The 14,645-nt window shown below is 35.8% G+C and carries 14 protein-coding genes; 1 reads left to right on the forward strand and 13 read right to left on the reverse strand.

From position 1 onward, the window contains the following. Positions 1-39: 39 nt before the first annotated feature. On the reverse strand, positions 40-795 hold the full coding sequence (locus tag HMPREF0634_RS01675; RefSeq protein ID WP_007788438.1) for a TIGR03943 family putative permease subunit: 756 nt from the start codon (positions 793-795) through the stop codon (positions 40-42). After that, on the reverse strand, positions 788-2,371 hold the full coding sequence (locus HMPREF0634_RS01680) for a permease (protein WP_007788440.1): 1,584 nt from the start codon (positions 2,369-2,371) through the stop codon (positions 788-790). Before HMPREF0634_RS01680 ends, HMPREF0634_RS01675 begins: the two co-directional genes overlap by 8 nt. Before the next feature lie 303 nt (positions 2,372-2,674). On the opposite strand from HMPREF0634_RS01680, the gene HMPREF0634_RS01685 reads away from it, so the two are divergent. Then, a complete protein-coding gene (locus tag HMPREF0634_RS01685) occupies positions 2,675-3,862 on the forward strand; it encodes a hypothetical protein (protein WP_040565616.1) in 1,188 nt (395 codons plus the stop codon). An 81-nt stretch (positions 3,863-3,943) separates the two neighbouring features. On the opposite strand, the gene HMPREF0634_RS01690 is transcribed toward HMPREF0634_RS01685, so the two are convergent. The 11 genes from HMPREF0634_RS01690 to dnaN all read right to left on the reverse strand — a co-directional run bounded on the left by HMPREF0634_RS01690 (position 3,944) and on the right by dnaN (position 14,589). Continuing rightward, positions 3,944-4,765, reverse strand: coding sequence for a mechanosensitive ion channel family protein (locus HMPREF0634_RS01690; RefSeq protein WP_007788458.1), 822 nt, complete (start codon positions 4,763-4,765; stop codon positions 3,944-3,946). A 67-nt stretch (positions 4,766-4,832) separates the two neighbouring features. After that, positions 4,833-5,603 carry an HpcH/HpaI aldolase family protein gene (locus tag HMPREF0634_RS01695; RefSeq protein ID WP_007788423.1) on the reverse strand — a complete coding sequence of 257 codons (771 nt, stop codon included), beginning with the start codon at positions 5,601-5,603 and terminating at the stop codon, positions 4,833-4,835. Between the two features lie 72 nt (positions 5,604-5,675). Continuing rightward, positions 5,676-5,858, reverse strand: coding sequence for a helix-turn-helix domain-containing protein (locus HMPREF0634_RS01700; protein ID WP_040565617.1), 183 nt, complete (start codon positions 5,856-5,858; stop codon positions 5,676-5,678). Positions 5,859-6,118: 260 nt separating this feature from the next. Continuing rightward, on the reverse strand, positions 6,119-6,892 hold the full coding sequence (locus HMPREF0634_RS01705) for a SigB/SigF/SigG family RNA polymerase sigma factor (RefSeq protein ID WP_007788410.1): 774 nt from the start codon (positions 6,890-6,892) through the stop codon (positions 6,119-6,121). Then, entirely contained in the window at positions 6,893-7,300 is a 408-nt protein-coding gene (locus HMPREF0634_RS01710) for an ATP-binding protein (protein ID WP_007788450.1), read from the reverse strand. 2 nt (positions 7,301-7,302) lie between these two features. Continuing rightward, entirely contained in the window at positions 7,303-7,620 is a 318-nt protein-coding gene (locus tag HMPREF0634_RS01715) for an STAS domain-containing protein (RefSeq protein WP_007788406.1), read from the reverse strand. Between the two features lie 38 nt (positions 7,621-7,658). Continuing rightward, a complete protein-coding gene (gyrA, locus tag HMPREF0634_RS01720; RefSeq protein WP_007788456.1) occupies positions 7,659-10,097 on the reverse strand; it encodes a DNA gyrase subunit A in 2,439 nt (812 codons plus the stop codon). A 16-nt stretch (positions 10,098-10,113) separates the two neighbouring features. Then, on the reverse strand, positions 10,114-12,021 hold the full coding sequence (gene gyrB / locus HMPREF0634_RS01725; RefSeq protein ID WP_007788427.1) for a DNA topoisomerase (ATP-hydrolyzing) subunit B: 1,908 nt from the start codon (positions 12,019-12,021) through the stop codon (positions 10,114-10,116). Next, positions 12,022-13,137, reverse strand: coding sequence for a DNA replication/repair protein RecF (gene recF / locus HMPREF0634_RS01730; RefSeq protein WP_007788445.1), 1,116 nt, complete (start codon positions 13,135-13,137; stop codon positions 12,022-12,024). Between the two features lie 8 nt (positions 13,138-13,145). Next, positions 13,146-13,355, reverse strand: a complete 210-nt coding sequence (locus HMPREF0634_RS01735) for an RNA-binding S4 domain-containing protein (protein WP_007788418.1) — start codon at positions 13,353-13,355, stop codon at positions 13,146-13,148. A gap of 130 nt (positions 13,356-13,485) precedes the next feature. Continuing rightward, positions 13,486-14,589, reverse strand: coding sequence for a DNA polymerase III subunit beta (gene dnaN / locus HMPREF0634_RS01740; protein ID WP_007788467.1), 1,104 nt, complete (start codon positions 14,587-14,589; stop codon positions 13,486-13,488). Positions 14,590-14,645 lie beyond the last annotated feature (56 nt).

A 14,645-nucleotide genomic window follows, 5' to 3' on the forward strand; every position in this document is an offset into this window, starting at 1 on the left:
AACTAAACAAGCCTGCTTGGGTCTTGTATTTTTCTCATTTTAACGTATATAAACATATTCATCTGTAGGCTTTCTAGCCTCTTTTAGGGACACATTTATAATCTGGGCCAACTGCTCATAATTATAAGTATACTTTTTATTTTCTATTATATTTCCAGTCACATAATACCACTGGCCATCCTTTAAATTTTCAAAACCCTTACCATTATATATAAAACCACATGGTTGCATATCTGCCACACAACAGATCATCCCCATTCTACCAAGGACTACAAACTGGTTTTTCTGACTTGGGTCCTTAAATACCCTGGCAAGGAACTTAAATTTATCATCCTTGTACTTGCCCCAACTAAAGGTACAATCATAGTACCATTTAAGATACATATCGTCATTAATATCTATATAGGCCTTACCAGCCTCCCTCTTGTAGACAGTTTCCTTTATAGGACTTATATTTTGCGTAGGTGCTGGTATATCTGACGATAGCTGACTTGATGAGTTAGTATTAGTCAAAGTTCCCAAGGCATCTGTATTAATATAAAACATCAATACTATAGGTATAAATATGACAAAATACTTGCCCAGTACATTCATATGCCTAGGTCTAAATAGGGACATGGCAGATATAGCCACCATAATTATTAGGACCAGGACACTAAACCATAGTATTATATTGAACTTTGGATGAACAAAGTTGTTTATCCTACCCGTGTATAGGTTAACGGCTAATATGAGGCCTGTAAAAAACTCTATTAAAATTTCTATTAATACTTGGAAATTCAATTTATTAAACAAGTTTAAAACCTCCTCCCAACAAAGCAAATACCACAAAGGCAATATATACTAGACCCATTATCATATAGGTCATAAACTTCCTCTTAAAGGTACCAAACATTACTGATAGGTTGGTAATATCCAACATTGGCCCCATAACTATAAAGGCCAGTATGGCATTGGCTGGCATTACATTATAGAAGGTCCTTGCTATAAAGGCATTTGAGGTAGAACATACAGATATAAAGAAGGCTGCAAGTATCATGGCTATGACGGCTATGGCATTTACCTTATTCATACTTATAAAAAAGTCCTTGGATATAGCCACCTGCAAGACTGCAGATATAAAGGCCCCGGTAATTACATAAAAGCCTACTCTAAATAGCTCTTTTCTGGTATGGACCACTATGGCCTCTAAATACCTCATCTTACCCTTGGACCTCAACTTGTATATGGCACTATCACCAATGGAATACTTGTCTATTACATCCTTTACTATACTAATCTTCTTCCTCTTTTCAATAACCATCAAAACCAGGCCTACCATAAAGGCAAATAAAAGGCCAAAACCTATCCTATATAAAATAACCTTGGGCATATTGGGAAAGGCATAAAAGGTAGATAGGATTACTATCGGATTAATTGCCGGTGATGCCAATAAAAATGTTATGGCCACCGGATAAGAATAGCCCTTCTTTATTATTGAAGTGGCAACTGGTACCATAGCACAGTCACATACCGGGAAAAATATACCGGCAAACAAGGCCCCTATCAAAGACTTAATACTGGTCTTTTCAAAAATCTTATTAAACCTATTCCTTGATACGAATATTTGTATCAGGCTAGATAAAATGGCTCCTATAAGCAAAAATGGCAGTATCTGTATCACTAGACTTAAAAAAATCCCCAATATCCTCTGCATCTTGCCGTTATAAAAGTCTGGTGCCAAAAACTTAGCCCCTATGATAATCATATTTAAGACTACAAAAGCCAGGCCAAATTTTATTATTTCAAGATCTGACCTGGACATAGAATCTGATACTATATCTAATTCATCATCCAAGAAGAGTTCATTGTCCAAGTGGATATCACAGGCCTTATTTATATGCCTGATAGCCTTGTATTTAAGGTTCATATCATCTATATCATATCCATTACTCTTAGTCATAGCTAGGATATCACAGTTGGATATCTTATCCACCATTATAGCTTCCATATTGTTTATATATATATCAAAGGTCTTGTAATCTACCACATCTATAAGATTTTTAATGTAGTAGCCCCTTGTAAACTTCATACCTAGAACCCTTTCTAAGTCCCACATACCATTGTATTCTATCAATACATAGTCTGGCTTCAGTCTTGCTATCTCCTTATTTATCCTGTCCTGGTTAAAGTCTTCTTCCTTAAAGATATCTATGCATGTTATATTTACATCCTCAATAAACAAGTCCTCGTATGACTCCATTCCTAATTCAGTATTTATTATAAGTATATTTTTATAGCTAATTACAGCTTCTTTTTCTATTAATTTTTTTATAAATGATGTCTTGCCAGCTTCGAATACACCTGTGACAAGATCAATTACTCCCGACATTTCTTACCCCCTATATAAAAATGGTTTACTTCTTATTATACAACAATAAACCTTACTATACCTAAATATCCTACTTAAAATTTATTATATTTACATAGACTACTTATTTTTATTGCATAAAGGTTTTTTAACTTATTTTTAACGATTGTTTATTTATTAAAAATAATAAATTTTATATAAATATATTAATATCATTCTACAACCACTGATAATTATTATATTTTTTTAATTTATTTGAATTTTCTCATTTTATTAAAGCTTTTTTGTGTTATAATATAAACAAAGAAATAAGGAGGTGTTTCTATGGTTAAGAAAAAGTATTTTACATCCATAAGTATTGGTGTTGCTACAGTTTGGTTTTCTACCCACTGTGGTGCGGGATTCGCTTCTGGAACACAAGAGTTACAATACTTTGCCAATCATGGTTGGTTTGGAGTTTTAATGCCAATTATCACATTTGCAATTATTGCTTTCACCTATTACATTGGTCTAGAAACTGCTAGACAAACTGACAAATGGGGTTATGACTTGTGGTCTAGGGAAGCCTTTGGTTCAAAGTCAAAATTTTTGACTCCTGCCATGGATTTTTCAATCATAATTACAACTATAGCTGCTACGGCTGCTACAATAGCAACAGGTGGCCTACTTGGGAACCAGTATCTTGGACTACCAATTGCTGTCGGCTCAATAGCAATGTTTGTTATAGTTACACTACTGTCTATATTTGGAGAAAATATAGTTAGAAAGAATGCCATGATAATGACATCTGCAATCCTTATAATAATAACAATTGTCTTGGTTGCAGGACTAATAAAATTTGCTCCAGATATAGCTAGATTATTTAAAGCTGGATATGTAAATCCACAGTCAGCAAGGTGGAGTATTTCAGGTAAGGGGGCTCCTGTTCCTGGAAATGTTGGAAACTCACTTCTATGGGCGCTTACATATGCTGGCTTCCAGATTAGTGCAATTGGGGGAATAGCCGCATCATTTAAGGGTGGCAAGTTCAAGGAAGAGGCCAAGGGTGCCATGACTATAGGTGCTGTCATTAATATTTTAATGTTGATAGGTATATGCTTATTGATATTCTCCCAGATGCCACATATCTTCACAGATCAGGCAACTAGAAAACTACCTACTGTATTTATAGTAAACCAGCTTAATATACCAGTTTTGGCTGTCCTATACCCTATACTACTATTCCTAGCCCTAATAACAACTGCGGTAGGATTTATATTTGGTATGGTACAAAGACTTGACCCTTATGTATTAAAGAATATGGAATCAAAGCCCGTTCTTAGAAAGGCAATCATCAGTATCTGTTGTCTTTTGGTTTGTTACGGAGTATCAAACTTTGGTCTAATGTGGGTTATCCAGGTTGCTTATAAGTATCTAGGTATTTTCAACTGGATATTTATAATACTACCATTATGGTTCTTGGGTTATAAGAATATAAAGAAAAGAGATAAGGGTGAAAAATTAGAAGTTTAACCTATTGTTAACTAAATTTCTCATAAAAAACAGGGAGGTCCTCTGGATGTATATCCAGGACCTCCCTGTTTTTTTATATTATTAATTTGTCGGATGCATCAAGTTTATCCTTGAAAACTTAATGCCATGTTGGTCAAATTCATGTTTAAATTCTTCCATCAATTTGTAGTATACATCCCAATAATCTTCAGTCTTTACCCATGGTCTGGCTATAAATTTAATTATATTATTATTCATAGATTCCACACCTATTAGGGGTTTTGGAGAAGATAAAATCCTTTCATCTTGATCGAATAACCTATTAGATATCTCATATAAGGCCTTTACATTTGTATCGTACTCTACATTAAATACAAAGTCTATCCTCCTCTTATTCTGAGCTGTATAGTTGATTACAGGGTTAGAGGTCAATTGGAAGTTTGGCATTACTATCAATTTATTATCTGTTGTCTTTAAGCTTGTTGAGAACATCAAGATCTCCATAACTGTTCCCTCATTGCCCTGACAGCTTATAAAATCCCCTATATCAAATGGCTTGAAAAATAGGATTATCAAGCAGGATCCCAAATTTGATAGGACCTCCTTGAAGGCCAGACCAATACTGAAACCAGCTGCACCCAGGACTGCTACAAAGGATGTAGTATTTACACCCAGTATAGACATGGCCTGCATAAAGGCTATAATTATAATTGTAACCTGGACAAAATTAATCATAAAGGTTACCATACCAATACTTGACTTGTACTTAGTAAGTATCTTATTCAAAAACCTCTTTACCAGCTTGGCTATTATTACACCTATTACTATAATTATAATGGCAAATACAATAGCTGGCAGCTTGTCTGTAAAAATATCTATATATTTGCTAAAAATCGTGGTTTGTTTTTCTATTGTTTCTTCCAATAATCTCCCCCCTCTTCATTTTTATATATTGGATTTTTCCCTATCTTTGATAACTTAAATCCACATATTATTTGAGATTTTTTAACATAGACTTATAACCACTTATCAAGAAGTTTACATCCATACTTACAGCTACACCATCTATACCTTGGGCCATCATATCCTTGGCTATATTCACATCATTTGCATAGTACATAACAAATTTATCCTTATCATGGCAGGCCTTTATAATCCTGGCTACTGCCTCCTTGAATTCAGGCTTGTCAAACTGGCCTGATATACCCATGGAGTTAGATAGGTCAAAAGGACCTATAAATATACCATCTACACCATCCATGGCTGCGATTTCTTCTATAACTTCAAGGGCTCCTACAGTCTCACATTGGGGTATTAACCAGGTTTCATTATTCATATAGTCCATATATGGTCCTACTCCCTTGCTGGCTACGGGGTCATGGCCATAGCCTCCTATCCTGGAAAAGAAAAATCCCCTCTCCCCCCTAGGTGGGTACTTGCCCCACTTGATTATATCCTTGACTTGGTCAATATTTTCTACACATGGAATAATTAAGGCCCTGGCCCCTATATCTAGTGACTTTAATATGGCTGACCTACTGATTTCCTTGACCCTGACTATAGGTGTCATCCCCCTAAGTTCCGCTGCCCTTATATATGACATTGTAGTCTCAATGTCAAAAGGACCATGCTCATTGTCTATAATAATAAAGTCTAGGCCTGCTATAGCCGCTGCTTCTACAGCTGTTTGGCCACCTAATTCAAAGAAACTTCCCAATAAAACTTCCTTATTTTCCAACTTCTTTTTAGAAAAATTAATCATAGTTTCCTCCTTTTAAATATCTTCTTATTTTAATATGCCATAGATATCATAAATTATCCTAAGTAAAGTAAATTATATTAAATCCTCTACATCCATATCAAAGACCCTGGCCAACTCACCTATTACTTCATCCAAAGGGCTTAAATCATCCTTATCCACTATTTCTTCCATCTCACTATCACTGATATTAAGGGCTGCTCCTAGTAGGCCAACATCCAAGCCCCTCTCTTCCATAAGTTTTCTTAATCTCGACATTTACTCAACCTCCATACCTCTATTATAGGTCTTATATTTATATTTTTTAAATTATGGATTTTTCCTTATATATATTTATTATAGTAACATTAAATTAATACCATTCATATTTGCTACAAAAAAATCCCCCTATGATATCTTAATTTTACCATAGAAGGACTTATAATTTCATATTTTTTTGGCTATAAGCCAAGTAAACTTGACCAATTAAACCTACCTATAAAAACTTAATTATATTTGTAAACAGGTCAATATTTGGCCTAAACTACCTTATTGTATTCTTTTTTTAGTTTTTCTATTATCTTTTTCTCCAACCTTGATACAGTCATCTGTGATATACCAAGTTCTTCAGCTATTACTGACTGGGTCTTGTTATCAAAGAATCTTCCACGTATAATTTGAACCTCTAACTCGTTTAAGGTCTTCATAAAATGATTTATAAAGTCCATTTCTTCAATATGCCTAAAATTCTTTTCCTCTGTACCGACCCTATCCCCCAGAGTCATATCCTTGTCCTCTGAATCATCATTACTAGGTGTATCTAGTGATACAGGCTGGTAGCCATAAGATGCTTCCATTGCTTCCAAAACTTCTTCTTCAGTTATGTCTAAATAACCGGCAATTTCTGAAGGTGTTGGACTCCTCCTTAGTTCTTGTTCCAAGTATACCTTGGCATTGCTTATTTTCTTGCTTAATTCCTGTATTCTCCTTGGAACTCGGAGTGTCCATACCTTATCTCTAAAATACTTCTTAATTTCTCCAACTATAGTTGGTGTTGCGAAACTTGAAAATTCAAATCCCTTAGAAATATCATATCTATCAATTGCATAGATAAGAGCTAGAGATGCTACTTGATATAAATCTTCATAGTCTACACCCTTATTCATATACTTTCTTGACAGTATCTTTGCCAAGTATAGATGTTTCTCAATAAGTATGTTTCTAACCGCAGCATTAGTCTTATCATCAGAAAAAATTTTGAAAAGTTCTTTTACGTCCATTTCCTCATATTTTTTTTCTGTGATCAAATTCATTTATTCCTCAACTCCAACCAACTTTGTCATCTTAATTATAGTTCCACACTTATTACAAGACTTTATTTCAACCTCATCCATTAGGGTCTTGATTATAAAAATACCTAGACCACTAGTTTTTGGATTTTTTAAGTCTGGTGATGCTAAAGAATCAACGTCATATCCGATACCATCATCTGAAACCTCAATGGTCAACTTATCAGGATAAACATAAAATTTAATTTGAAACTCATCTTTATCGCTATGTTTGATGGCATTTGTACAAGCTTCAGATACACAAATTTTCATATCCTCTATGTCATCAAGTGAAAAACCAATCTTACTGGCTATCCCTGACAATGTTAGTCTGATTACAGATACAAAATCTGGATTGACAGACACATTCATGCTTATTAATTCGTACGCCAAATTTATCCCTCCATACTTATGATCTGGTCTAGACCAGTTATCTTAAAAATTCTTTTTACATTATCTTTGGCCTTGGATATCTTTATATCCTTGCCATCAGTCCTCAATTTTTTCATCAAACCTACTAGTACACCTATACCTGTAGAATCTATATATTCAAGATTAGTCATATCAATAACTACATCTGCAAATTTTTCATCTACAGCCTTGTATAACTCTTCTTTGAGCTTGTTGGCACACGATATATCAAGTTCGCCATTAAGTGCAACAACCCACTCATTTGAATCATTTTCATAATTTGATTTTATATTTAGCGACATAAAATCCTCCTTAAAATACTCAAATTTTTATAAAGTTCTTACTCTTCTTCTCCCTTTAATTTAGCTATTGAAACTACTTCAACTTCTTCATCAGTCTTCATCAGCTTGACACCACTAGTTACCCTACCAAAGATAGATATCTCATTTACCCTAATCCTAATCAAAACTCCATTAGAGTTAATCATCATCATTTCATCATCTTCATCTACCAGGGTAGCTCCAACCAATTTACCAGTCTTAGAGTTTATATTGTAGGTCTTTATACCCTTACCAGCCCTAATCTGTGGCCTGTATTCTTCTGTTTCAGTCCTCTTACCAAAGCCTTTTTCACTTACTACTAATAGGTCAGTTCCGTTACTGATAAGGTCCATAGATACTACATGGTCTCCCTTAGATAGGGTAATACCCTTGACTCCAGTCGCAGTTCTACCCATTGACCTTACATCATTTTCATTAAATCTGATCGACATACCATTTTCTGTTACCAGGATAATATCCTCTTCACCATTTGTCCTGTTTACACCTATTAATTCATCACCATCTTTTAGGTTTATTGCTATTAGGCCAGACTTATTTATATTCTTGAAGTCTGATATAGGAGTCTTCTTTACTATACCACTCTTTGTAGCAAATAGCAGGTACTTAAGATCTTCATTTTCCTTACTATCAGTATTAAATGAAATAGTCCTTGCTATCTTTTCACCTGGGTTTAGCTGTAGGAGGTTAACTATTGCTGTTCCCTTAGATGTCCTCTTTCCTTCTGGAACCTCATAGGCATTTAACTTGTAGACCCTACCCCTATTTGTAAAGAATAGCATCAACGAGTGGGTAGTTGTAGATATCAGGTCTGTTACAAAGTCTTCTTCCCTTGTAGTCAAAGCTGATATACCTCTTCCACCCCTCTTTTGGCTCTTATATGTATCAGCAGGCAACCTCTTTATATAACCAAGATGAGTTAAGGTAATTGCTATTTCCTCCTCCTCATAAAGGTCTTTTAGGGCTATTTCACCCTCTGCTGGCTTAATTTCTGTTCTTCTTGGATCTGCATACTTGTCCTTTATGGCTAACATCTCATCCTTTATTACTCCAAATAGCTTATTTTCATCAGCTAGTATGGATTCTAAGTATGTGATTCTTTCCATTAATTCTTTGTATTCATTGTCTATCTTATCTCTTTCAAGGCCTGTCAACCTCTGAAGTCTCATGTCAAGGATGGCCTGGGCCTGTATATCTGATAGGGCAAATTCCTCTATCAACTTTTCCTTGGCTATCTGACCATTTTCAGATCCTCTGATTATTGATATTACCCTATCTATATTGTCTAAGGCTATCTTCAACCCTTCTAATATATGGGCTCTGGCCTGGGCCTTCTTAAGTTCAAATTGAGTTCTTCTTGTTATTACATCCTTCTGGTGGTCCACATAGCACTCTAGGTACTGCTTTAGGTTAAGCACCTTTGGAGTTTTATCCACTATAGCTAGGTTTATTATTGAGAAAGTTTCCTCTAACTGTGAGTGCTTGTATAGGTTGTTTAGTATGATATTGGCATTTACATCCCTCTTTAGCTCTATTACAACCCTTATACCATGCCTATTAGTCTCATCCCTAAGGTCTGATATTCCTTCAACCTTCTTGTCTCTTACCAGGTCAGCTATTCTTTCTACCAGCCTAGACTTGTTTACCTGGAATGGTATTTCTGTTATTACTATCTGCTGCTTACCCTTTGGTAGCTCTTCTATTTCTGCCCTAGCCCTTACTCTAACCTTACCCCTACCTGTCCTGTAGGCTTCCTTGATCCCCTCTGTACCTATTATCATGGCACCAGTTGGGAAGTCTGGTCCAGATATATGCTCCATCAAATCTTCCGTAGTACAATCCCTATTATCTATATAGTGGACCGTAGCATCTATTACTTCACCCAGGTTATGAGGTGGTATAGATGTGGCCATACCAACGGCTATACCATTAGAACCATTTACCAATAGGTTTGGATACTTGGCAGGTAATACTAGTGGCTCCTGAAGTGATTCGTCAAAGTTGGGACCAAAATCTACTGTTTCCTTGTCTATATCCCTTAGTAGCTCTGTAGCCAGTCTAGACATCCTGGCCTCTGTATAACGCATGGCTGCGGGGCTATCTCCATCCACATTACCAAAGTTACCCTGACCATCTACCAATAGGCCTCTAGTTGCAAAGTCCTGGGCCATCTTTACCATGGCCATATATACTGATGAGTCACCGTGTGGATGGTACTTACCTAGCACGTCACCGACTATACGGGCTGACTTCCTGTATGGCTTGTCTGGTGTTATTCCCTGCTCGATCATTGAGTAAAGTATTCTTCTATGAACTGGCTTTAGACCGTCTCTTACATCTGGAAGGGCCCTACCCACTATTACGCTCATAGAATAATCTATATATGATTTTTTCATTTCCTGAGATATCTCTATAGGAATTATTTTGCTCTTATTCTCCATTTAAATCCTTCACCCCCTATATATCCAAATTAGTTACATATTTAGCATTGGCTTCTATGAAGTCTCTTCTTGGTGCAACCTTATCGCCCATTAGCATAGAGAATATTTCATCAGCCATTATAGCATCGTCTATAGTTACCTGTAGTAGGGTTCTAGACTCTGGGTCCATTGTAGTTTCCCACAGCTGCTCGGCATTCATTTCACCAAGACCTTTGTATCTGGATACATCAGCCCCCTGTCTACCAACTTCATCCAATAGACTACTTAATTCATTATCTGAGAAGGCATAGTATTCCTTCTTACCCTTTTTAACCTTAAATAGTGGTGGCTGGGCTGCATATACATAGCCTCCCTCTATTAGTGGTCTCATATACCTGAAGAAGAATGTCAATAATAGGGTTCTGATATGGGCACCATCGACATCGGCATCGGTCATTATTACTATCTTGTGGTATCTCAATTTTTCAGGTTCAAAATCTTCCCCTATACCACAACCAAAGGCAGTAATCATATTCTTTATCTCTTCTGATGATAAAATCTTATCCAACCTTGATTTTTCAACATTTAGTATCTTTCCCCTCAGAGGTAGGATGGCCTGGATATTCCTATCCCTACCACTCTTAGCTGAACCTCCGGCAGAATCACCCTCGACTAAGAATATTTCACTCTTTTCAGGAGACTTCTCTGAGCAGTCTGCCAACTTACCTGGCAGTGATGTGAACTCAAGGGCATTTTTTCTCCTTGTAAGGTCCCTGGCCTTCTTGGCAGCTTCTCTTGCCCTCTGAGCCCTTAGGCACTTTTCTATAACCAACTTGGCAACAGAAGGATTTTCTTCTAAAAAGGCCCCTATTTCTTCATTTGCTATAGAATCTACCAAACCTCTCATAAAGGTATTACCTAGTTTTGTCTTTGTCTGTCCTTCAAACTGAGGATCTGGCAACTTAACAGATACTATAGCTGTTAAACCTTCCCTTATGTCCTCACCTGATAGGTTTGGATCTTTTTCCTTTAATATATTATTTCTTCTTGCATAGTCATTTACACACTTTGTCAAGGCAGCCTTAAATCCTGAAAGATGGACACCACCCTCGTGTGTATTAATATTGTTAGCAAATGAATATATATTTTCTGTGTAGGCGTCAGTATACTGAAGGGCCAACTCAATAGTACAGTCATTTGCTATCTTGTCTACATATATTATCTGGTCATGAATTGGAGTCTTTGTCCTATTTAGGTACTTGATATACTCTACTAGACCACCTGTATAGTGGAATGTTTTAGACTCTTCCTGACCCTCTCTCTTGTCTTCAAACTCTATTTTGATTACCTTGTTTAGGAAGGATAATTCCCTAAACCTATATTCTAGTGTTTCATACTTGAATTCTATTTCATCAAAAATACTGGCATCTGGCATAAAAGTAATAGATGTTCCACTATCTTTGCTGGATTCACTAACAACCTCTAGCTTACCAGTAGGTACACCTCTTTTATATTCCTGCCTATAGACCTTACCATCTCTTGATACCTCTGCTACCAGCCAGTCACTAAGGGCATTAACAACAGACACACCAACACCGTGAAGACCACCTGAAACCTTATAGCCTCCACCACCAAATTTACCACCGGCATGTAGGACAGTCAAAACTGTTTCCAGGGTAGATAGGCCAGTCTTTGGATGTACCTCTACTGGTATACCCCTACCATCATCCTTTACTGTCACACTTCCATCTGGATTTATAGAAATATATATCTCCGAACAGTTGCCTGCCAAAGCTTCATCTATACTATTGTCTACAACTTCATATACTAGGTGGTGTAGTCCCCTTGGACCTGTAGACCCTATATACATACCTGGTCTCTTTCTAACAGCTTCTAAGCCTTCTAAGACCTGGATTTGGTCTGCACCATACTCATGTTTTGTCATTTATACTCCTCCATTCTCTACTCCAACAAGCCTCCCATTTTCTATATTAAATATACTGTAATCATCTATATCTAATATATTCTTGTGTAATGGATCAGCTGATGTAACAAACATCTGAATATCTTCTAATTTTTCTACCAACATTTTTTGTCTAGTCTGGTCTAACTCACTAAAGACATCATCTAAGATTAAGACAGGATAATCTCCTACCTCTTGCTTTATCAATTCTATTTCTGATAATTTAAGTGAAATAGATGCTGTCCTCTGTTGGCCTTGCGACCCATACATCCTTACATCTATATCATTTATAAAAATCTTCATATCATCCTTGTGGGGACCTACCTTGGTAGTCCTGGTAATCATATCTCCCCCCCTGGATTCTCTTAACTTTTCTAATAACTTCAACCTGACCTGGCTGGCATCTTGGCCAGACTCCAGGTCTACCTGGTTCTTATATATTATAGTCAGATTTTCCTTATCCATAGTTAGGTTTTTATGAATTTCACTTGATATTTTAGATATTTTTTCAATAAACTTATTCCTAATAAGATATATTTCACTAGCATATGTAGACATGGTTTCGTCATACACATCCAGGAGATTTTCATCTATTCTGTAGGATTTCAATACTGTATTCCTCTGGTGAAGAATCTTATTATAATTAGTTAATAAACTATAATACCTGGGCATTATCTGGCTGATTTCCTTGTCTATAAAAGATCTTCTTTCCTTGGGTCCATCCTTGACCAACCTAAGGTCTTCAGGTGAAAAAATAACGACATTTAAATTTCCCAAGAGCTCCTGCATAGACTTAATTGATACACCATTTACCTTTACACCCTTTTTGTCCTTGGCAACGACTATCTCTATTTTCTTATCCATATTATTTCTGGTAAAGTTGCAGCCACAATATAGGTTTTCAGCAGAAAACTTGATCAATTCCCTATCCTTGTTAGTCCTAAAAGATCTTCCAATAGACATAAAACCTATAGCTTCCACGAGATTAGTCTTGCCCTGACCATTCATACCTATTATTAAATTAACCTTCTTGTTAAACTCAACCAGTAAATCATCATAATTCCTATAATTTACTAGTTTCAAACTATTTATATACAAATAAACACCTACTTTGATACCTGGAACTCTTTATTCATATACTCAACTATATCTCCACTCCTCAACTTTTTTCCCCTCTGAGTGGCTACCTCTCCATTTACCTTAATTTCCTCACTCATGATAAGTAGTTTGGCCTCTCCTCCAGACATAACTATATCAGCAAGCTTTAAAAACTGGTCCAATTTTATATAGTCTGAACCTATATCAACCTTTTTCATGTGAGCTCCTTTCATTAATTCTTAACATAGCTTAACTACTCTATTATACCACAAAAATTCTTTAAATGATAAGCTTATAAAGCAAAAAACGTCTGTGTATCTTTTTTATACACAGACGCCTTATATCAAATTAATTACTTATCCTTACTGGAAGTATCAGGTAGGTATATTCTATATCATCTAGTGGTTTAATAACACAAGGGTTTATAGCTCCTAAAAATTCTATTGATACATATTCACTATTTAGGTACTTGATACCATCTAAGAAATACCTTGAGTTGAAGGCTATATCTAACATATCCCCTTCAAATTCAACCCCTATTTCCTCATAGGCATTGCCATTTTCATTGTTAGATGTGATTACTAGAAGCTTGTCTGTAACAGTCATCTTTATAGTGTTGTTCTTGTCAGAAGTAAATAGTAGGGATGCCCTTTCTACAGCCTCCTGGAGCTTTTTAGTTTCAACGCTTATCTTAGTTACATATTCCTTAGGTAGAAGGCTCTTGTAGTCGGCATACTCTCCATCTATCAACCTGCCAACCAGCCTTGTATTATCAAACTTAAAGACTACATCCCTAGGGCTAATAGCTATATATAGGTCACCATCATCAGATAGGAGTGAATTAAGATGGTTTAGGGTATTTCTAGGAACTATGGCACTTAGGTTTTTATCTACACCTGACTTAAAAGGATTAGTCATAGTAGCCAACCTATATCCATCAAGGGCCGCCATATTTATTTTCTCACTATCAATCTCTATCAACTCACCATTAAATGTCTGGTTTGAATTGTCTGTTGCAGCTGCAAAAACAGTATTTCTTATCATATTTTTCATGTCTGCCTGGCTGATTTTGAGCATATCTCCAACTTCAATACTATCTATATTAGGGAAATCTTCAGCACTTATACCCTTTATCTTAAACCTTGAAGACATACAAGATATAAATACATTGAAGTTGTCATCTGTCTCTATACTTATATATGAATCAGGTAGCTTCCTTACTATCTCACCTATTAGTTTAGAATTTATAACTATTGAACCAGCAAGCTCAACCTGGGCTTCTATTTCAGTTTCTATACTAATTTCATTATCATAACCCCTAACCTTTAGCTTGTTGTCTTCAGCACTAATTAGGATACCTCTTAGTATTTCTACAGTTGTTTTTGTATTAATAGCTCTTTGCGCATTTGTAATAGCATGAGCTAATTTTTTTTGATTACATAAGATTTTCAAATTAAAGACCTCCTTATATGTTTTTAATAGACCTTGTTAATAACTTTTTTACAATA

The sequence above is a fragment of the Peptostreptococcus stomatis DSM 17678 genome (assembly GCF_000147675.1).
GTDB lineage: Bacteria > Bacillota > Clostridia > Peptostreptococcales > Peptostreptococcaceae > Peptostreptococcus > Peptostreptococcus stomatis.

Excerpts from the sequence above, each read along its gene's own strand:
- HMPREF0634_RS01700 (WP_040565617.1), bottom strand. The coding sequence starts at position 5,858 with ATGTCGAGATTAAGAAAACTTATGGAAGAGAGGGGCTTGGATGTTGGC.
- HMPREF0634_RS01735 (WP_007788418.1), bottom strand. The coding sequence starts at position 13,355 with ATGAAAAAGGTTGATATAGGTTCAGACTATATAAAATTGGACCAGTTT.
- HMPREF0634_RS01695 (WP_007788423.1), bottom strand. The coding sequence starts at position 5,603 with ATGATTAATTTTTCTAAAAAGAAGTTGGAAAATAAGGAAGTTTTATTG.
- gyrB (WP_007788427.1), bottom strand. The coding sequence starts at position 12,021 with ATGACAAAACATGAGTATGGTGCAGACCAAATCCAGGTCTTAGAAGGC.
- HMPREF0634_RS01705 (WP_007788410.1), bottom strand. The coding sequence starts at position 6,892 with ATGAATTTGATCACAGAAAAAAAATATGAGGAAATGGACGTAAAAGAA.
- HMPREF0634_RS01680 (WP_007788440.1), bottom strand. The coding sequence starts at position 2,371 with ATGTCGGGAGTAATTGATCTTGTCACAGGTGTATTCGAAGCTGGCAAG.
- HMPREF0634_RS01685 (WP_040565616.1), top strand. The coding sequence starts at position 2,675 with ATGGTTAAGAAAAAGTATTTTACATCCATAAGTATTGGTGTTGCTACA.
- HMPREF0634_RS01715 (WP_007788406.1), bottom strand. The coding sequence starts at position 7,620 with ATGTCGCTAAATATAAAATCAAATTATGAAAATGATTCAAATGAGTGG.
- gyrA (WP_007788456.1), bottom strand. The coding sequence starts at position 10,097 with ATGGAGAATAAGAGCAAAATAATTCCTATAGAGATATCTCAGGAAATG.